We start from the raw sequence: 18290 nt of genomic DNA, 5'->3' as shown, positions 1-18290 counted from the left end.
CCCCCTCAGCCGCCCAGTTGTCCCGACAAAGCCTCCGCGTCCGTCGTCGGGGCGTCGCACGTGAAGGCGCGGCATACGTACGCCGCCGGGCGGGCGTCCAGGAGGGTGCGGCCCGCGAGGAGGGGGATCTCCTCCGAGCCCGGCTCGCCGACCGCGACGACCAGGCCCGGGGCCGTCGACAGCAGCGCGGTGCGGTGCAGCCGCGCCGTCGCCGGGTGGTCCGCCGGGCCCACCACGGCCACCTCGCGGGGCCCGTCCAGCAGCGCCTCGGCGACCGCCAGGCCCCAGCTGATGAAGCGCGGCGCCTTCGGCCCCAGCGCCGTCACCACGCCGAGCGCCTTCTCCGCCGCCTCCCGGTGCCGGGCGCTGCCCGTGTACGCGGCGTACGACAGGAGCGCCCCGGCCGCCGCCGTCCAGCCCGACGGCGTGGCGTTGTCGGTGGGGTCCTGCGGGCGGCGGATCAGCTTCTCGGCGTCGTCGGCGGTGTCGAACAGCGCGCCGTCGGGCGTGGTGAAGCGGTCCAGGACGGTGCCCAGGAGCAGCCCGGCGAAGTCGATCCACACGCCCTCGCCCGTGACGCCGGCCAGCGCGAGGAAGCCCTCGGCGACGTCCGCGTAGTCCTCCAGGACGCCCGCGTGGGTGCCGGGGGCGCCGTCCAGCGAGGTGCGGGCGAGTCGCCCGTGCCAGTCCATGTGGACGCGGACGATCAGGTCGGCGGTGTCCGTGGCGGCCTGGATCAGGTCGGGACGGTCGAAGTAGGCGCCGGTCTCGGCGAGCGCGGCGATGGCCAGACCGTTCCAGGCGGCGACGATCTTGTCGTCGCGGCCGGGCCGGGGCCGCCGGTCGCGGGCGGCCAGCAGCCGCGCCCGGACGGACGCGACCTTCCCCGCCTCCCACAGCCGCTCGGTGTCGGGGAGCTGGAGGACGGACGCGCCCTCCTCGAACGTGCCCTCCTCGGTGACGCCGAAGTGCTCCGCCGCGAGCGCCGCGTCCGCCTCGCCCAGCACCTCGCGCAACTGCGCGGGCGTCCAGACGTAGTACGCGCCCTCGACGTGCCGGCCGCTGCCGTCGTCGCTGTCGGCGTCCAGCGCGGAGGCGAAGCCGCCCTCGGCCGTGCGGAGTTCGCGGATCATGAAGTCCGCCGTCTCCAGGGCCACGCGCCGGGCGAGCTCCGAGCCGGTGGCCCGCCAGAGGTGGGCGTACGCCCGGCAGAGCAGGGCGTTGTCGTAGAGCATCTTCTCGAAGTGCGGGACCGTCCACGTGGCGTCGACCGCGTAGCGGGCGAAGCCGCCGCCGAGCTGGTCGTAGATCCCGCCGCGGGCCATGGCCTCGCAGGTGGCCGTGGCCATCTCCAGGGCGGCCTCGGAGCCGGTGCGCACGTGGTGGCGCAGCAGGAACTCCAGCGTCATGGACGGCGGGAACTTGGGGGCGCCGCCGAAGCCGCCGCGCGTGGCGTCGAAGTCGCGGGTCAGCCCGAGGAGGGCGGCGTGGAGCTCCTCCGGGCCGGGGGGCCGGACGGCGTCCACGGCGAGGGAGCGCTCGGAGAGGTCGCGGACGATGCGCCGGGCGACCTGGCCCACCTCGTCGCGGCGGTCGCTCCAGGCGGCCCGGACGCCCTCCAGGACCTGCCGGAAGCCGGGCATGCCGTGCCGGGGGCCGGGCGGGAAGTAGGTGCCGAAGTAGAAGGGCTCGGCGTCGGGGGTGAGGAAGACGGTCATGGGCCAGCCGCCGTGGCCGGTGGCGGCCTGGACGGCCTCCATGTAGACCGCGTCGACGTCCGGCCGCTCCTCGCGGTCGACCTTGACGGAGACGAAGTGCTCGTTGAGGTAGGCGGCCGTCGTCTCGTCCTCGAAGGATTCGTGCGCCATCACATGACACCAGTGACAGCTCGAATACCCCACGCTCAGGAGCACGGGCACGCCTCGGCACCGCGCCTCGGCGAATGCCTCGGGCGACCAGGGCCACCAGTCGACGGGGTTGTCGGCGTGCTGGAGGAGGTAGGGGGACGTCTCGTGCGCCAGGCGATTGGGCATGGGCCCATCCTCGCGCACGAGGGGCTCCGGGGCGGGCTCCGGCGGCGCCGGACGGGCCGCTGGGCCCGTCCGGTCATGCCGTCGTGAACGCCACCGTCACGATGCCGCCGTGAACGCCGCCGCCGTCAGGCCGTCGTCTTGCCGGTCTCGCCCGACGGGTCGGGCGCCTCCTCGAAGTCCACCCGCTTCATGTGCTTGTTCATGGACTTCATCAGAAACCACACGGCCCCGCCGATGACGGCGAAGACGATGAAGCCGAGGACTCCGGGGGTGACCTTGTTCTGGTCGAGATCCGCGGCGGCAAGCGTAAGGGCGCTCATCATCATGGGGTCAATTGTTGCGGATGCCCGCGAAGAGGTCGTCCTCGGGGAGGGAAGTGTCGACGAGGGACTTCGCCAGCTCGTACTCCTCGGTCGGCCAGACCTCGCGCTGGATGTCCATCGGCACCCGGAACCAGCCGCCGTCCGGGTCGATCTGCGTGGCGTGGGCGATCAGGGCCTTGTCGCGGATCTCGAAGAAGTCGGCGCACGGCACGAACGTGGTCAGGGTGCGCTCGCGGCCCATCTCGTCCCAGCGCTTGAGCCACTCGCCGTACGGGGACTCCAGGCCGCGCTCGATCAGCGCGTCGTGGAGGGCCTGGGTGCGCTGACGGTTGAAGCCCTGGTTGTAGTAGAGCTTCTGCGGCTGCCAGGGCTCGCCGGCCTCGGGGTAGCGCTCGGGGTCGCCCGCGGCGTCGAAGGCCACCATCGAGATCTTGTGGGTCATGATGTGGTCGGGGTGGGGGTAGCCGCCGTTCTCGTCGTACGTGGTGATCACGTGCGGGCGGAACTCGCGGATCAGCTTCACCAGCCGGCCGGCCGCCTCCTCGACGTCCTGCAGCGCGAAGCAGCCCTCGGGCAGCGGCGGGAGCGGATCGCCCTCGGGGAGACCGGAGTCGACGAAGCCCAGCCACTCCTGCTTGACGCCGAGGATGTCGCGGGCCTCGGCCATCTCCTTGGCGCGGACCTCGTGGATGTTCTTCTCGATGTACGGGTCGCCCTGGAGCTTGGGGTTGAGGATGGAGCCGCGCTCACCACCCGTGCAGGTGGCGACCAGCACGTCCACCCCCTCGGACACGTACTTGGCCATCGTGGCCGCGCCCTTGCTCGACTCGTCGTCGGGGTGGGCGTGAACGGCCATCATTCGCAGCTGCTCAGTCAACGCTCGGTCCTCAGTCACTGGTCATGGCCCCTCCCATTGGACATCCGGGGCGCCTCCTATAGTGACCGAAGCGGGACGCGTTTCATTCCGCGTTCACAAATCGGCGCCCAGGAGGAACGATCATGGCTGCGGAGCGCGATGCCCTGCCCGAGGGCCGCTACGGCCGCTCGGCGGACGAGCGCGCCGACCGCAAGCTGAAGATCGTCGGGGCGGTGCTCGGCGCGGCGCTGCTCGGCTTCGTCGGCTGGGCCGGTGTGCACTACATCACCTCGTCGGAGGTGACCGGTCAGCTCATCCGCTCGAAGACCGTCTCCGACACGGCCGTGCAGGCGGTCGTGGAGGTGCGCAAGGAGAAGGACGCCGTCGCGGTGTGCACCCTGCGCTCGCTGGGCGCGGACGGCGGCGAGGTGGCCCGCAAGGACGTGACCTTCGACCGGCGCGAGGACCACTTCAGCCAGCTGGTGGAGATCCGGACGACGGCCCACGCCAGCGCCACGGAGCTGGAGGGCTGCCGGACCGCCTCGCGGGGCTGACACCGCCGGGCGTACCGCCGAGTGTTACCCGGAGATACCGCGCTGACCTGCGTTAACAGGATTCTTGCGCGTTTTCTCCCGCTTACTCCTTCCCCCCTTCGGGACGTAATTGTTAGGCTCGTGGTTTCGCCCCGCTTTGAAGGTGCACCCTTCTGAGTAGGGCGTTCATTTGTATCGAGATGCATCCCCAGCATTCCCCAGTACCGACGAGGAGCACCTGTGACCCAGACCAGCGACAACGTCACCTGGCTGACTCAGGAGGCGTACAACCAGCTCAAGGCCGAGCTGGAGTACCTGTCTGGTCCCGCTCGCACCGAGATCGCCGCGAAGATCGCGGCGGCCCGCGAGGAAGGTGACCTGCGAGAGAACGGCGGGTACCACGCGGCCAAGGAGGAGCAGGGCAAGCAGGAGCTCCGCGTCCGGCAGCTGACGCAGCTCCTCGAGAACGCCAAGGTCGGCGAGGCCCCCGCCACGGACGGCGTGGTGGCCCCCGGCATGGTCGTCACCATCGCCTTCGACGGCGACCCGGACGACACCCTCGACTTCCTGCTGGCCTCCCGCGAGTACGCCAGCTCGGACATCGAGACGTACTCCCCGCAGTCCCCGCTCGGCAGCGGCGTCAACGGCAAGAAGATCGGCGAGGACGCCCAGTACGAGCTGCCGAACGGCAAGAAGGCCATGGTCCGCATCCTGGAGGCCAAGCCCTACAGCGGCTGAGCGCCCCCGGAGCGACGCGCCGGAGCCCCGGACCCGTGCACGGGTCCGGGGCTCCGGCGTATCCGCACCGCGTTCACGCCGTCGCCGAGCGGTATTTCCGCACCGACAGCGCCCGGAAGACCCCGATGATCAGCAGGGACCAGAGCACCGACGCCCACACCGGGTGCTGCATCGGCCACGCGGCCGGCACCGGATAGCCCTGCGGCACGTTGCCGAACAGCTCCCGGGCGGCCTGCACGGTGGCGCTGAAGGGGTTCCACTCGGCGATGGTGCGCAGCACGGTGGGCATATTGCCCGAGGGCACGAAGGCGTTGGAGATGAAGGTGAGCGGGAAGAGCCAGATCAGCCCGCCCGAGGTGGCCGCCTCCGGGGTCCGGACGGACAGCCCGATGAGCGCGCCGATCCAGGAGAACGCGTAGCCCAGCAGGAGCAGCAGGGCGAAGCCGCCGAGCGCCTTGAGGACGCCCTCGTGGATCCGCCAGCCGACGATGACCGCCACGATCGCCAGGACGACGAGCGTGAGGGCCGTCTGCACCAGGTCGGCGAGGGTGCGGCCGGTGAGCACCGCGCCCCGGGCCATGGGCAGGGAGCGGAAGCGGTCGATGAGGCCCTTGTGCATGTCGTCGGCGATGCCCGCGCCCGCGCCGGCCGTGGCGAAGGTGACGGTCTGGGCGAAGATGCCCGCCATGAGGAACTCGCGGTAGGTGCTCGGGTCGGTGCTGCCGCCCACGGCGATCGAGCCGCCGAAGACATAGCTGAACAGCACCACGAACATGATCGGCTGGACGAGGCCGAAGACGACGACCTCGGGGATCCGGATCATGCGGATCAGGTTCCGCTGGGCGACGACCAGGGAGTCGCGGACGGACTGGACGGCCGCCCCGCCGCGTGCCGCGGGCACGGGCCGCCGGGGCAGGGTGGTGCCGGTCACGGTCATGGCCCCGCCACCTCCTTCGCCTCTGCGGGACCGGGCTCGGAACCGGGCTCGGGGCCGGATGCGGAACCGGTCCCCGATCCGCCCGGGCCGGGTTCGTCGCTCGCGGCCGCGTGCCCGGTGAGCGAGATGAAGACGTCGTCGAGGGTCGGGCGGCGCAGGGCGATGTCGTCGATCTCGATGCCGCGCCCGTCCAGCTCCCGGATGACCTCGGCGAGCAGCTTGGCGCCGCCGGAGACGGGGACGATGACCTTGCGGGTGTGCTCCTCGACGGTGGGCTCGCCCTTGCCGAAGGCGCGGATGACGCCGAGGGCGGGGGCGATGTGCTCGCGCTCGTGGACGACCAGTTCGACGCGCTCCCCGCCCGTGCGCGCCTTGAGCTGGTCGGAGGTGCCGCGGGCGATGACCCTGCCGTGGTCGATCACGCAGATGTCGTGGGCGAGGTGGTCGGCCTCCTCCAGGTACTGCGTGGTGAGCAGCAGGGTCGTCCCGCCGGCGACGAGCTCCTGGATGACCTCCCAGAGCGCCTGGCGGTTGCGGGGGTCCAGGCCGGTGGTGGGCTCGTCCATGAACATCACGGGCGGGCTGACGACCAGGGCGGCGGCGAGGTCGAGGCGGCGGCGCATGCCGCCGGAGTAGGTCTTGGCGGGCCGGTCGGCGGCCTCGGCGAGGTTGAAGCGCTCCAGGAGCTCGCCGGCGCGGGCCTTGGCGTCGCGCCCGCTGAGCTGGTAGAGCCGGCCGACCATCCGGAGGTTCTCACGGCCCGTCAGGTATTCGTCCACGGCGGCGAATTGGCCGGACAGGCCGATGGCGTGCCGGACGTCGTTGGGTTTCCTCAGTACGTCGATGCCCGCCACCACGGCTTTACCGCGGTCGGGTTTGATCAGGGTGGTGAGCACGCGCACGGCGGTGGTCTTGCCGGCGCCATTGGGGCCGAGCAGTCCTAGAACGGACCCTTCCGGAACGTCGAGATCGACGCCGTTCAGAGCCGTGACGTCGCCGAAGGTCTTGACCAGGCCTTCGGCGTAAATAGCGCCTGGCATGGATGTTCTCCCCGTTTGGGTGACGTAATAGTTGATTTTACGTTCATCGGTGGCGATCCGCCCTCTGAATGAATGCCACCGGATAATGCGTGACCCTTACTTCCGGATATCGGGGGCGGCCCGGATATCCGGGGACGGTCAGGAGGACAGCGGATAACCGGCGGTGCGCAGGGCCTGGCGCACCTCCGCGCGGTGCTCCGGGCCCGCCGTCTCCAGATGGAGCTCGACCTCGGCCTCCGTCAGCCCCAGGCGGGGGTCGGTGCGTTCGTGGGCGATGTCGACGACGTTGGCGTTCGCGGCGGAGAGCACCTCCAGCAGCGCGGCGAGCGCCCCGGGGCGGTCCGGCAGCGGCAGCCGCAGCGACAGGTAGCGGCCCTCGGCGGCCATACCGTGGCGCAGGACGCGCTGCAACAGCAGCGGATCGACGTTGCCGCCCGACAGCACGGCCACCACCGGGCCCCGGTCCCGGAACGAGCCGGGGTCCGCCAGCAGCGCCGCCACCGGGCTCGCGCCCGCCGGCTCGACGACGAGCTTGGCCCGCTCCAGACAGAGCAGCAAGGCGGCGGCGATCCCGTCCTCGGAGACGGTGCGCACCTCGTCGACCAGCCGCGCGACGATCCGGAACGGCACCTCGCCGGGGCGGGCGACGTTGATGCCGTCCGCCATCGTCGCCGGGTCCGCGACCGCCACCGGGTGGCCGGCGGCCAGCGACGGCGGGTACGCGGCGGCGCCCGCCGCCTGGACGCCCACGATCCGCACGTCCGGCCGCAGCGCCTTGACCGCCACCGCGATCCCGGCGATCAGCCCGCCCCCGCCGACCGCCACGACGACGGTGCGCACCTCGGGGCACTGCTGAAGGATCTCCAGCCCGACCGTGCCCTGACCGGCCACGATGTCCGGGTGGTCGTAGGGGTGGACGAGCACCGCGCCCGTCCCTTCCGCCCACGCGCGGGCCGCGCCCAGCGCCTCGTCCAGGCCCTGCCCGTGGACGCGCACCTCGGCGCCGTACTCGCGGGTCGCGGCCATCTTCGGCAGCGGTGCGCCCTCCGGCATGAACACCGTCGACCGCACCCCCAGCAGGGAGGCGGCCAGCGCGACGCCCTGCGCGTGGTTGCCGGCGCTGGCGGCGACGACGCCCGCCGCGCGCTCGGGGGGCGTCAGGGCGGCGATCCGCGCATAGGCGCCGCGGATCTTGAACGAGCCGGTGCGCTGGAGGTTCTCGCACTTGAGGCGGACGGGCGCGCCGACGAGCCCGGACAGATGGCGGCTGCTCTGCAGGGCGGTGACCCGGGCGACCCCCGACAGCGTCTCCCGCGCCCGGCGCACATCGTCGAGGGTCACCGGACGTGCGGCCATGTCCTCAGTATCGCGCCGCGGCACGGGCCCGGCCGGAGCGGATAAATGGGGCATACAGCAAGGACGTAAGGGGCGATCCGGGCGGCGCATACATACATACCGACCGGTTTGCGGAGCACTGGTACAACAGCGTGCGGGGACGCGTACTCTGTCCCCCATTCTCAGCGATTCCAGCTCCGCATCCCCTGCCCGCCGTACGAAGTGAGCCCCAGGCCATGCCCACCTCTCAGGACATGACGACCGACCTCGCCCCCGGTGTCCTCGACGCCCTCCAGCACCAGGTGGCCGTCTTCGCCCGCCGCGCCGAGCAGACCCGGCTCGGGGGCGTAGGCCGGGTCCACAACTCCATGGACCGCGCCGCCTACCTCCTGCTCAACCGCCTCGACCAGGAAGGCCCCATGGGCGTCAAGGCGCTCGCCGCGGGCATGGGCATCGACTCCTCGACCGTCACCCGCCAGGTGGCGCCGCTCGTCGACACCGGTCTGGTCAAGCGCACCTCGCACCCCGAGGACGGCCGCGCCGTCGTCCTTCAGCTCTCCCCGCGCGGCAAGGCCCGCCTGGAGGAGGTCCGCGCCTCCCGGCGCGAGCTGATGGCGCTGTGCACCCAGGGGTGGTCCGAGGACGAGCGGGACGTCTTCTGCACCCTGCTCACCCGCTTCAACTCGGCCCTGTCCGACATCCACTTCACCCAGCCCCAGCAGGTTCCGCCGGCCTCTTGACCGGACCGCGCGGCTGTCCTCTTCTGGAGGGGTGCGAGCCTCTTCTGGAGGGGTACGAGAGCGGCGGGACGCCCGGGAGCGCCGCCGCGCCCGGGAGTTCGAAGCGTTCGCCGGCGGCGCGGGCGGCAGGCTGCTGCGCACCGCGCTGCTGCTGACCGGCGACCGGGAGGCCGCCGAACGACTGCTGACCCGCGCCCTCGCCCGCACGTACGCCGCCTGGGACGGCCTCGGCGGCGAGGATCCGTACGAGCGCACCCGCCAGGAGCTCGTGGCGCGCTATGCCCGCTCCCACTCGGCGAGGTGTCATCGCCCGGGTGACGGGGACGGGCCGTTGGCCCGGCTCACGTCGCGGGAGCGGCTGGTGGTCGTCCTGCGGCTGTACGAGGGGGTCGCCGAGGAACAGACGGCGGCGGCGCTCGGGGTGTCCGTGGAGCGCGTGCGCGCGCTGTGCGCGCGGGCCGTCCTCACGGTGGCCGCGTGAGCGGCCAGGACCGCCGGGAGGCGGAGGTCCGGCGGCTGCTGGACGGGCCGCGGCCGGCGGTGCCGGCGGAGGTGGTGGCACGGGCGGCCGCGCGGGGCGCGCGCATGGTGCGCAGACGGCGCGCGCTGCGGCGGGCGGGGTGGGTGTTGCTGCTGCTCGCCGTGGTGGCGTTCGGGGTGTGGGCGGCGGCCGAAGAGCCGTGGCGGGCGCGGCCGTCGGGGACCGCGCCACCGTTGTGGGGCGGGGACTGAGGATGCCCCGGTCCCGCCCCTTCTCCCCCAGCTACCGCTGGGAGGTGCCCCCAGTTTCCCGGGGGCTCCGCCCCCGGACCCCCCGCTCCTCAAACGCCGGAGGGGCTGAGAATCAGCCCCTCCGAAGAACGTCAGCCGAGCGCCTGCGTCAGGTCGGCCAGCAGGTCGTCGGCCGACTCGATGCCCACCGAGGCGCGGACCAGGTCCGCCGGGACCTCCAGCTGGGAGCCGGCGACCGAGGCGTGCGTCATCCGGCCCGGGTGCTCGATCAGGGACTCGACGCCGCCCAGGGACTCGCCCAGCGTGAAGAGCTTGGCGCGGTTGCAGACCTCGACGGCCGCCTCCTCGCCGCCCGCGACGCGGAAGGACACCATGCCGCCGAAGGCGCGCATCTGCTTGGCCGCGACCTCGTGCAGCGGGTGCTCGGGCAGGCCCGGGTAGTAGACCTGCGTCACCTTCGGGTGCGAGACGAGCAGGTCCACCACGCGCTCGGCGTTGGCCGTGTGGCGGTCCATGCGCACGGCGAGGGTCTTGATGCCGCGCAGCGTCAGCCAGGAGTCGAAGGGGCCGGCGACGGCGCCCATCGCGTTCTGGTGGTAGGCGAGCTCCTCGCCCAGGCCGGTGTCCGCCGTGATCAGGGCACCGCCGACGACGTCGGAGTGGCCGCCCATGTACTTGGTGGTGGAGTGGACGACGACGTCCGCGCCCAGGGACAGCGGCTGCTGCAGGTAGGGGCTGGCGAAGGTGTTGTCGACGACGAGCTTGGCACCGGCCTCGTGGGCGACGCCCGCGACGGCGGCGATGTCGGTGATGCCGAGCAGCGGGTTGGACGGGGTCTCGACCCAGACCGCCTTGGTCTCGGGCCGGATGGCCGCGCGCACGGCGTCCGGGCTGGAGGTGTCGGCGACCGACCACTCCACGCCCCAGCGGCTGACGACCTTGGCGAAGAGACGGAACGTTCCGCCGTAGGCGTCGTTCGGGATGACCACGTGGTCACCCGGCGCGAGCAGCGTGCGCAGGAGGGTGTCCTCGGCGGCCAGGCCCGAGGCGAAGGCGAGGCCCCGGACGCCGCCCTCGAGGGCCGCCAGGTTCTCTTCCAGGGCCGTGCGCGTGGGGTTGGCGCTGCGGCTGTACTCGTAACCGCCGCGCAGACCGCCGACGCCGTCCTGCTTGTACGTGGACACTTGGTAGATGGGCGGTACGACGGCCCCGGTCAGCGGGTCCGCTTCCTGCCCGGCGTGGATCGCGAGGGTCTCGAAGCTGTGCTGGTCGCTCATTCACCCGAGAGTAGTGCCCGTTCGCCCGATCGCTCCTGTTCACTTGTAACCGGCAGATGAACGATTCGCCGGTTTGTCACGTTGTACCGTCGTCCAGCCTCTTCCTTCGGCCCGTCCGGCTTCTTCCGTCAGCCTCTTCGTTCATCAGGACAGTTCATGGAGATTCTGCTTATCCTCCTCGCCGTCACCGTGATCTGCGGTGTCGTGGTGGCCCCCGCGATCCGGCGGTACCGGGCCGTGCGAGGTGTCGTCCAGGGCGCCGAGGCGGCCACGGACCCGGTCGGCGGGCTCGGCCTCGTCCCGCCCGAGCGGCTCGACGTACGGCTGCCCGGCCCGGACGAGGAGCTGCTGGCCGCCGTGGCGGAGGCCCGCCGCACCCAGGACTGGAAGCCGGCGGCCGACCTGCTGGCCCGGACGCCCGCCACGGGCGACGCCGAGCTGCGCTGGCAGCGGGTGCAGACGCTGGCCGGCGCGGCGGCCCAGGAGCTGGCCGAGGCGCCGGGCACGGGCGGGATGTGGCTGCGGCACTGGCGCGTGGTGGCGCCCAAGGACGCGGGCGGCGCGGCGGTGCAGGCGGAGTTCCTGGTCCAGCAGGCGATGCGGAACCCGTCCTCGCAGGACTTCCGGATGATCCTTGAGGAGGCGCGCACGGTCTGCTCCGAGGCGGCCCTGCTGGCGCCGGGCGACCCCGTCCCGTACATCGTCGAGCTGGGCGTCGCCCGGGGGATGGGCGCGAGCGAGGCGGAGTTCCAGTCCGTCTGGGAGACCGTGACCACCCGCGCGCCGGGCCACATGGGGGCGCACCTGAGCGCGCTGCGCTACTGGAGCGCGAAGTGGCACGGCTCCCGGGAGCAGGCCGAGTCCTTCGCCCGGCGCGCGGCCTCCACCGCGCCGGAGGGCAGCCTGCTGCCCGCGCTGCCGCTGTTCGCGGTCTTCGACCACCTGCCCGACGTGCAGCTGGTGCGCGGCCTGTTCCAGAGCGCGGTGGTCGGCGACGCGATCGAGGCCGCCCAGTACGCGGTGCACCACGCGCCGGAGAACCACCCGGTGCTGCCGCACGTCCGGCACCTGCTGGCGTGGTTCCTGGTCCGGGCCGAGCGTCACGCGGAGGCCCTGGAGCAGTTCCGGAAGGTCGACGGCCACATCGGGGCCCTCCCGTGGACGTACGAGCCGGACCCGGTGGCCACGTACACCGCGTACCGGGCGATGGCGGTGGCGGGGGCGCGGCAGGGACCGGTCTGACCTCGGACGGGCGCCCGGGTCGTCGCACAGTCGTCGCACATATGATCCCCACATTCCGTTTCTCGCGGATCTTTCGCACCTTTCGAACCCGTGTGGGGGTCTTCGCCCAGTGGGCACATCTCTGCGTGCGCTGCGCGCGCTCGTCCTCCTGGCCGGCTTCTATCTGATCGCCGTCCTCATGCTCGGCGTCCTCGTGGCCGCCGACGTCGCCGCGACGCTCTGGGCCCCCGGCCTGGCCATGGTGAAGGTGTACGTCTGTTCCGTCGTGCTCGCCGTCCCGGTGCTGCGGGGCGTCTTCCTGTTCAGCACCGCCCGGGCGAAGGAGCCGGACGGACTGCCCGTCACCGAGGCCGGGCAGCCGGAACTCTGGCGTACCGTCCGCTCCCTGGCCGAGCGGACGGGCACCCGGGCGCCCGACGCGATCGTCCTCACCGGCGACGTCAACGCGGGCGTCACCGAGGACACCCGGCTGCTCGGCCTGCTCCCCGGCCCCCGCCGGCTCTACCTCGGCGCCCCGCTGCTGACCGGGCTGACTGAGGCCCAGCTGCACGCCGTCATCGCCCACGAGCTCGCCCACTACGGCAACACCGACACCCGCCTGGCGGGCATCGCCCTGCGAGGGCGCGCCGGCGTGCTGCACACGGTGGAGACCTTGCGGGAGCGGGAGGAGGAGCGGATCGCCGAGGAGCGGGCCATCCAGGAGAAGGCGGCCGAGGAAGCCGTCCGCAAGGGCCGCAAGCCCAAGAAGATCGACGCCGGCCGCGCGGGCACCGGCTACCGCCTGATGGTCAAGCCCTTCCTGGCGTACGCGGCGTTCTACCTGCGCGCCACGCACAGCACCGGCCGGCAGCAGGAGCTCGCCGCCGACCGTCTGGCCGCCCGGGTCGCGGGCCGGGACGCGACCGCCTCCGCGCTGCGCGAGACCGCAGCCCTCGACGCCGCCCACGACTTCTACATGAGCCGCTACGCCATCACCGGCGTGGACATCGGCCTCCTGCCGCCGCGCGGCGAGGTCTTCGGCGGCCTCCACCGGCTGCTCACCGCCCCCGGACGGCAGGAGGGCCTGGCCGGCCTGCGCGACGAACTGCCGCCGGCGGAGCCTTCCCCGTACGACACCCACCCGCCGGTGGCCGTGCGCGTGGAGCTGATCGAGGCGCTGCCCGACGACGGCCGGGCCCTGGACGGCCGAACTCTGGGGGACGCCCGTCCCGCGCTGGGGTTGCTGCGCGATCGCGAGCGGGTCATGGCGGACCTCGAGGGCGCGGTCCTGACGCCCAAGGCGCGGGCCATGGCGCGGGTGGACTGGCCCGAGCTGATCCACCGCTCCGTCCACGCCCGGACGGAGGAGGCGGCCGAGCCGCTGCGCACGGCGCTGGGCGCGACGGGCGCCCGGGCCACCGGGGCCGGCGCGCTCGCCGACCTGTCCGTCCTCCTCGACCTGGCCGACGCCGGACGGCTGTGGGAGGTGGCCGACCACCTGCCCAAGTCGCCGGAGGCCGCCAGGGCCGGCGGCCGCGCGGCCCGCGAGTTCGCGCGGCCGGCGCTGTACGCGGGGCTGCGCGAACTGACCGAGCTCGCGCTGGCCGAGTCGGCGGGCGCGCGCTGGGAACTGTCGTGGTCGGGCCCGCCGGAGCTGCGACTGCCGGACGGCGGGCCGACGGACGTGACCGCCGAACCCCTGGCCGGGATCGTGGCCGACGCGGTACGCCCCGTCGTGGCGGACGAGCCGGACACGAGAAGCCTGCGCGAACTGATCGACTGCTCGACCTGATCGCCTACGCGGGCTGATCGCCTACGCGACCTGATCGACCTCCCCACCCCCGCTCGACCCACCCCCGTTCGATTGGACGACCCCCACCCCCATGCTCCTGATCTCCCTCATCGTCGTGGCCGTCCTGGCCGTGGCCGCCGCCTTCTGGATCCGGCGGCAACTGCACTGGGCCCGCATAGGCCGCTACATCAACGCGGCGGGCATGCTGCCCGAGGAGCGGCAGATCACCGACCGGACGGGCCCGGACCCCGAGGGGGACGCCCTGCGGGAGGCCGTCTCGCGCGGCGAGTGGCGGGCGGCCGCCGAGGCGCTGGCCGCGGCCGGCACGGACTGGGAGCGGCGCTACGAGATCGTCGCCACCCTGGCGGAGGCGGCCGCCGAGGACGACGCCTGGCTGAGGGCCTGGCGTGCGGAGTTCCCGGACGACCCGGGCGCGGCCGTCGTCCACGCCGACGCGAAGATCTCCCTGGCGTGGGAGATCCGTGGCAGCGCCAGGGCGAACCGGACCACCGCCGAGCAGTTCGCCGGCTTCCACCGGGTGCTGGGCGAGGCGCGCGAGGACTTCGCGCGCGCCGTCGCGCTGGCCGACCCCGCCGACCCCACCCCGTACGCGGCGCAGATCCCGCTCTACATGGGCACGGGGGCCCCGCACGAGGCGATGGGCGAGCTGTGGGCGGAGATCACCGCGCGGGCGCCGCACCACTACCAGGCGCACAAGGCCGCGCTCCAGTACTGGTGCGCGAAGTGGCGGGGCTCGGAGGAGCTGGCCCGCGACTTCACGGCGAGGGCGGTGGCCGCGGCCCCGCCCGGCAGCCTGCTGACGGTGCTCCCGCTGATCAGCTGGTACGAGCACAAGGACACCGCCGCCACCGAGGCCGACTACCGCTCCCCGGAGCTGACGGCCCTGGTGGACGCGGCCCTCCACGACGTGGCGGCGGCCCGCCCCGGCCACCCGCGCGTGGCGGGCGCCCGCCACCTGCTGGCGTACTTCCTCACCCGCCAGGGGCGCCACGAGGCCGCCGTCGCGCAGTTCCGCGTGATCGACGGCTACGTCGGCGCCTTTCCGTGGACCTACTCCACCGATCCAGCCGAATTCTTCTGCGCCGTGCGCACCCAGGCGCTGGCGGGCGCTGCCACGAGCGGCCAGCGGAATCCCGGGGGCGGCGCGTACGTTGTCCCGGACGGACCGCCGAAGCGAGGAGCCCTGTGATGTTCGTCAGCCGCCACCGGAACCACCTCCCCACCCCCGAGGAGACCCTGCCCGGCCGCCCGGCCCCGGCCTTCCCCCTCCAGGAGCGCCACAGCGTCCTGGACACGCCCCTGGCCGCCCCCTACCCGGAGGGCCTGGCCGTCGCCGACTTCGGCCTGGGCTGCTTCTGGGGCGCGGAACGGAAGTTCTGGCAGACCGAGGGCGTCTGGACGACCCTGGCCGGCTACCAGGGCGGCACCACGCCGCACCCGACGTACGAGGAGGTGTGCAGCGGCCTGACGGGCCACACGGAGGTCGTCCGCGTCGTCTTCGACCCGTCCCGCGTCTCGTACGAATCCCTGCTCAAGCTCTTCTGGGAGTCCCACGACCCCACCCAGGGCAACCGCCAGGGCAACGACCGCGGCACCCAGTACCGCTCTGCGGTCTACACCCACTCCCCCGACCAGCAGGCCGCGGCCGAGTCCTCGCGCGAGGCCTACCAGTCGGTGCTCAGCGCCTCGGGCTACGGCGCCATCACCACGGAAATCCTCCCGGCGGCCCCCTTCTACTACGCGGAGTCCTACCACCAGCAGTACCTCTCGGACGCCAAGAACCCGACGGGCTACTGCGGCATCGGCGGCACGGGCGTCTCCTGTCCGGTGGGGATAGCGGCCGCCCCGGAAGCCACGAACGAGTAACCCGCCTCACGGCAACGCGCCGACCGACGACCAGGTGGTCACAGGGGTGGGTCCGGGAGGAGCCGTATCGCTTCTCCCTCACTCGTTCGAGCGGTGGAAATGCGCTCACGCCCGATACGCTGAGCCACGGCGATCAGAATCACGCCCATGGGAGCAGCCATGACCACCTCCGCCGCCGGGCAACCGCTCATTCCCCAGCCCCCGGCCACGGTTGCCGCGCTGCGGCAGGCCCTCAGCCAGATCGCCCCTGCCGCGCTGCCGGCCTTCACCCGGGAATTGGACCAGGCGGCCGACCAGTCGCGGCAGGGCTCCGATCTGGCGCCACTCCAGCGGTTCATCGCCCAGTGGGCCGTCTATGTCCACATCCAGCGCCGGCCCGACCTGGCAGCGGACCTGCGCCGGTGGGAGGACGTCGCCGCGTCGGGCGACGCCGCCCAGGCTCGACAGGCCGCCTCCGAGATCGGGCGGATCCTGGACGAAGCCCACGCGGCCACAGGCCTCTCCGCCCGGTGAGTCCGGACTGGCGCTGGGAGTACGCCCCAGACCAGGACCACGTGGTGAGCGGTATCGCCGTTCACGTGGTGGCGGAAGTGGAACGTCTGGCCGGTCAGCTCGTCGAGCTCGCCAGTACCGGCGTCGATGTCGGCGATGTCGGCAACGGCCCCCGACCGGGCGGCCTGCGCCGCATGGACGCCATCGGCGGCTGGTTCTACTTCCTGGTGGCACCACGCGACGCGCTGATCATCATCGTCCGTATCGTGCCCCCGTTCGACGCGCTGTAGCCATCCTCACCGAAGGTCTCTCGCGCCCGGGGGCTGCCTGACGCGAGAGACGGGGATCGCGCCGATCGTGGGGGCGTCAAACGAGCAGCCACGCTGAAGCCACCGTCCGGCCTCCGCCGTGTGCCCGGTGGGCTGGCTTCGTGCACAGTCAGCCCTTTTACGGCTGTTTTCGGTCAAGTAGCCCCATAAGACCATGAGCCTCTGCGTGATTCGTCACGATTCAGGACATGGCGACTTCGGGGGCAAGGAGCAGTCGGCTCGGCGGGCTAGGGCAGTGGTGGGGTGTCCTGGTGGGGGCACTGCTGCTCGCCGCGTGGTTCAACAGGGCGGCAGGACCTGCCGTGGTCATCGTTCTCTCCGCCGCTGTGCTGCTGTGGTGTTCCTTCCAAGCACCCGTGACATGCGGCGCGGGCGTGCGAGGCCGGGAAGACGGCTGCCGCAACAACGCGACGGGCCTTCTTCTGGGATGCCATATCCGCCAGCACCGGTGGCAGAAGCTCAAGATGTTGATCGTCCGACGCAAGGTGCGTGCGTTCTGCTCGGGGCTCTTCTCTGATGGCAAGGCCGCACTCGTAACACTTGCTGCGATCGGCAGCATCTTGTCAGCTCTGGTGGCCTTGATCCCTGGCATGACCATCCACTGACCACGCTCGAGGTATGAGGCCATCAGCCCAGGTAGGGACGCTCCCGGCGCTCCAGGAAGTGCCGGATGCGGAGCTGCTGGGTGTGGTGCATGGGGAGTTCGGTGATCTCGTCGGGGTGGACGAACCGGAGCTCGGTGGACTCGTCGGAGATCGCGAGCTCCCCGCCCGTCACGCGTGCGGTGAAGCAGACGTTGAACTGCCGCCGTACCTCCCCGTCGGAGTAGGCGATCACGTGGCGGGGGTCGGTGTAGGTGCCGACCAGTCCCGTGATCTCCACGTCCAGCCCGGTTTCCTCCTTGACCTCGCGCACGGCGGTGCCGGGGAGGGAGTCGGTCATCTCCATGCCGCCGCCGGGCAGGGCCCAGAGGTCGTTGTCGCGCCGCCGCTGGAGCAGGATGCGGCCTTGCGTGTCGGTGACGACGGCGGAGGCGGCCACGACCATGCTGTTGGGCTCGGGGGCCGCCGGGTCGTCGTAGTACTCGGTGCGGGACACGATCACTCCTCCTGGACGGGCGTCGCCGTCGCCCACACCGCGTCGAAGCTCTGCGCGTAGGTGTCGAAGACCCCTCCGCCACCGTTGCGGCGGAGGTGCCAGACAGGCGCCGCGAACGCGTTCGCTCCCCAGATGTGGGCGTTGACCAGTAGTTGATCATCCGCCCGGTAGAGGGAGTTGTACAGCGTCGTCCCGTGGGTGCGGATCTCGATGCCGGGGACGCCGACCAACGGCCGGTAGTGCATCAGGGCCAGTCGGCACCGGGACTCGATGCCGTGGCCGAACCGCTCTTCCTCGCCGCGCTGCCGGACGTTCTCGGTGTCGGCGTCGCCCAACGCGATCCGGACCGAGCATCCTTGGGCGGCCCGCTCGCGAAGGAGATCGTTGAGGCGGGGGTACGCCTCGTGCAGGAAGACGGCGGCGTAGACGAGTACGTCGATGTGTTCGCGGGCCTGGGCGAACAGGTCGGTGTAGCGGGACACCGGAACGTCCGCGCGCTGGTCGTAGAGCGCGACCAACTCAGGACTGACAGCGCGGGCGGCGCGCGCCTGCCGGAGCGCGGGCCAAAGTGCGTGCACGTCTTCTCCTAACGCCTCCGCCGCCTGGACAGCCGTCGCGCGACGGGGCACACGCCCCTGATTCACCCAGCGCTCAACGGACTTGGGATCGACTTCCGTCGTCTCCGCGAGGGTGGCGTACGTCCATCCTCCGGCTGCCATGGCGGCTCGAAGCCTCTCGTTCGGCATCTCAGTCTCTCCCGGCGTCGGGGACATCACCAGGGACGTTCTACCGTCTGCGGGACGTCCTGGAATGGGGTTTGGAGGAGGTTTCCCCGTCCCGATCACCGGCGCGATCCTCGCTGCGTGAGCGACAGCAGAGCCACATGGGCTCAGGTCCGCTGCTGCACCTGCGGTTCTCCTGCGCTCA

Annotated in this window: 21 protein-coding genes; 12 read left to right on the top strand and 9 right to left on the bottom strand. The window is 72.2% G+C overall.

The window, feature by feature from the left end:
- Window positions 1-5: 5 nt before the first annotated feature.
- The 3 genes from ACX9I7_RS17675 to mca form a co-directional block, all read right to left on the bottom strand.
- Window positions 6-2033: a thioredoxin domain-containing protein gene (locus ACX9I7_RS17675; protein ID WP_459387846.1), complete on the bottom strand. Its 2028-nt coding sequence runs from the start codon at window positions 2031-2033 to the stop codon at window positions 6-8.
- 125 nt (window positions 2034-2158) lie between these two features.
- Window positions 2159-2353, bottom strand: a complete 195-nt coding sequence (locus ACX9I7_RS17670) for an RAMP4 family protein (RefSeq protein ID WP_387567314.1) — start codon at window positions 2351-2353, stop codon at window positions 2159-2161.
- Window positions 2354-2363: 10 nt separating this feature from the next.
- The gene (gene mca, locus ACX9I7_RS17665) at window positions 2364-3233 is read right to left on the bottom strand and encodes a mycothiol conjugate amidase Mca (RefSeq protein ID WP_126915746.1); all 870 of its coding nucleotides are present in this window, start codon (window positions 3231-3233) and stop codon (window positions 2364-2366) included.
- Window positions 3234-3355: 122 nt separating this feature from the next.
- Here mca and ACX9I7_RS17660 point away from each other — a divergent pair, with 122 nt between their 5' ends.
- Both ACX9I7_RS17660 and greA read left to right on the top strand, forming a co-directional pair.
- Window positions 3356-3766: a DUF4307 domain-containing protein gene (locus ACX9I7_RS17660; protein ID WP_189451712.1), complete on the top strand. Its 411-nt coding sequence runs from the start codon at window positions 3356-3358 to the stop codon at window positions 3764-3766.
- A 219-nt stretch (window positions 3767-3985) separates the two neighbouring features.
- Entirely contained in the window at window positions 3986-4483 is a 498-nt protein-coding gene (gene greA / locus ACX9I7_RS17655; protein ID WP_387566961.1) for a transcription elongation factor GreA, read from the top strand.
- A gap of 73 nt (window positions 4484-4556) precedes the next feature.
- Here greA and ACX9I7_RS17650 read toward each other — a convergent pair whose 3' ends face one another.
- From ACX9I7_RS17650 to ilvA, 3 genes are all read right to left on the bottom strand, one after another.
- Window positions 4557-5420, bottom strand: a complete 864-nt coding sequence (locus ACX9I7_RS17650) for an ABC transporter permease (protein ID WP_387566964.1) — start codon at window positions 5418-5420, stop codon at window positions 4557-4559.
- Entirely contained in the window at window positions 5417-6460 is a 1044-nt protein-coding gene (locus tag ACX9I7_RS17645; RefSeq protein WP_459387845.1) for an ATP-binding cassette domain-containing protein, read from the bottom strand. The genes ACX9I7_RS17650 and ACX9I7_RS17645 overlap by 4 nt, the downstream gene beginning before the upstream one ends.
- Window positions 6461-6598: 138 nt before the next feature.
- Window positions 6599-7816, bottom strand: coding sequence for a threonine ammonia-lyase (gene ilvA / locus ACX9I7_RS17640; protein ID WP_387566970.1), 1218 nt, complete (start codon window positions 7814-7816; stop codon window positions 6599-6601).
- Between the two features lie 215 nt (window positions 7817-8031).
- Between ilvA and ACX9I7_RS17635 the strand changes: the two genes are divergently transcribed.
- The 3 genes from ACX9I7_RS17635 to ACX9I7_RS17625 are packed head-to-tail and all read left to right on the top strand — an operon-like array spanning window position 8032 to window position 9267.
- Window positions 8032-8535: a MarR family winged helix-turn-helix transcriptional regulator gene (locus tag ACX9I7_RS17635; protein WP_189451716.1), complete on the top strand. Its 504-nt coding sequence runs from the start codon at window positions 8032-8034 to the stop codon at window positions 8533-8535.
- Between the two features lie 31 nt (window positions 8536-8566).
- The gene (locus ACX9I7_RS17630; RefSeq protein ID WP_387566973.1) at window positions 8567-9016 is read left to right on the top strand and encodes a sigma factor-like helix-turn-helix DNA-binding protein; all 450 of its coding nucleotides are present in this window, start codon (window positions 8567-8569) and stop codon (window positions 9014-9016) included.
- On the top strand, window positions 9013-9267 hold the full coding sequence (locus tag ACX9I7_RS17625) for a hypothetical protein (protein ID WP_387566976.1): 255 nt from the start codon (window positions 9013-9015) through the stop codon (window positions 9265-9267). The genes ACX9I7_RS17630 and ACX9I7_RS17625 overlap by 4 nt, the downstream gene beginning before the upstream one ends.
- A 131-nt stretch (window positions 9268-9398) precedes the next feature.
- On the opposite strand, the gene ACX9I7_RS17620 is transcribed toward ACX9I7_RS17625, so the two are convergent.
- Window positions 9399-10544, bottom strand: coding sequence for a cystathionine gamma-synthase (locus ACX9I7_RS17620; protein WP_386724891.1), 1146 nt, complete (start codon window positions 10542-10544; stop codon window positions 9399-9401).
- A 156-nt stretch (window positions 10545-10700) separates the two neighbouring features.
- Between ACX9I7_RS17620 and ACX9I7_RS17615 the strand changes: the two genes are divergently transcribed.
- The 7 genes from ACX9I7_RS17615 (at window position 10701) to ACX9I7_RS17585 (ending at window position 16870) form a co-directional block, all read left to right on the top strand.
- Complete coding sequence (locus tag ACX9I7_RS17615; RefSeq protein ID WP_387566979.1) at window positions 10701-11786, top strand: hypothetical protein; 1086 nt, start codon at window positions 10701-10703, stop codon at window positions 11784-11786.
- Window positions 11787-11895: 109 nt separating this feature from the next.
- The gene (locus tag ACX9I7_RS17610; RefSeq protein WP_459387844.1) at window positions 11896-13557 is read left to right on the top strand and encodes a M48 family metalloprotease; all 1662 of its coding nucleotides are present in this window, start codon (window positions 11896-11898) and stop codon (window positions 13555-13557) included.
- 91 nt (window positions 13558-13648) lie between these two features.
- On the top strand, window positions 13649-14767 hold the full coding sequence (locus ACX9I7_RS17605; RefSeq protein ID WP_459387843.1) for a hypothetical protein: 1119 nt from the start codon (window positions 13649-13651) through the stop codon (window positions 14765-14767).
- A complete protein-coding gene (msrA, locus tag ACX9I7_RS17600) occupies window positions 14767-15444 on the top strand; it encodes a peptide-methionine (S)-S-oxide reductase MsrA (RefSeq protein WP_459387842.1) in 678 nt (225 codons plus the stop codon). Before ACX9I7_RS17605 ends, msrA begins: the two co-directional genes overlap by 1 nt.
- A gap of 159 nt (window positions 15445-15603) precedes the next feature.
- The gene (locus ACX9I7_RS17595; RefSeq protein ID WP_387567316.1) at window positions 15604-15957 is read left to right on the top strand and encodes a DUF6247 family protein; all 354 of its coding nucleotides are present in this window, start codon (window positions 15604-15606) and stop codon (window positions 15955-15957) included.
- Complete coding sequence (locus ACX9I7_RS17590) at window positions 15954-16226, top strand: hypothetical protein (RefSeq protein WP_387567012.1); 273 nt, start codon at window positions 15954-15956, stop codon at window positions 16224-16226. Before ACX9I7_RS17595 ends, ACX9I7_RS17590 begins: the two co-directional genes overlap by 4 nt.
- A gap of 290 nt (window positions 16227-16516) precedes the next feature.
- Window positions 16517-16870 carry a hypothetical protein gene (locus tag ACX9I7_RS17585; protein WP_459387841.1) on the top strand — a complete coding sequence of 118 codons (354 nt, stop codon included), beginning with the start codon at window positions 16517-16519 and terminating at the stop codon, window positions 16868-16870.
- A gap of 22 nt (window positions 16871-16892) precedes the next feature.
- Here ACX9I7_RS17585 and ACX9I7_RS17580 read toward each other — a convergent pair whose 3' ends face one another.
- The gene (locus tag ACX9I7_RS17580; RefSeq protein WP_459387840.1) at window positions 16893-17363 is read right to left on the bottom strand and encodes an NUDIX domain-containing protein; all 471 of its coding nucleotides are present in this window, start codon (window positions 17361-17363) and stop codon (window positions 16893-16895) included.
- Between the two features lie 2 nt (window positions 17364-17365).
- On the bottom strand, window positions 17366-18109 hold the full coding sequence (locus ACX9I7_RS17575) for an XRE family transcriptional regulator (protein ID WP_459387895.1): 744 nt from the start codon (window positions 18107-18109) through the stop codon (window positions 17366-17368).
- Window positions 18110-18290 lie beyond the last annotated feature (181 nt).

Source organism: Streptomyces sp. L500 (assembly GCF_054551825.1).
This window is presented reverse-complemented; position numbering and strand designations above follow the sequence as displayed.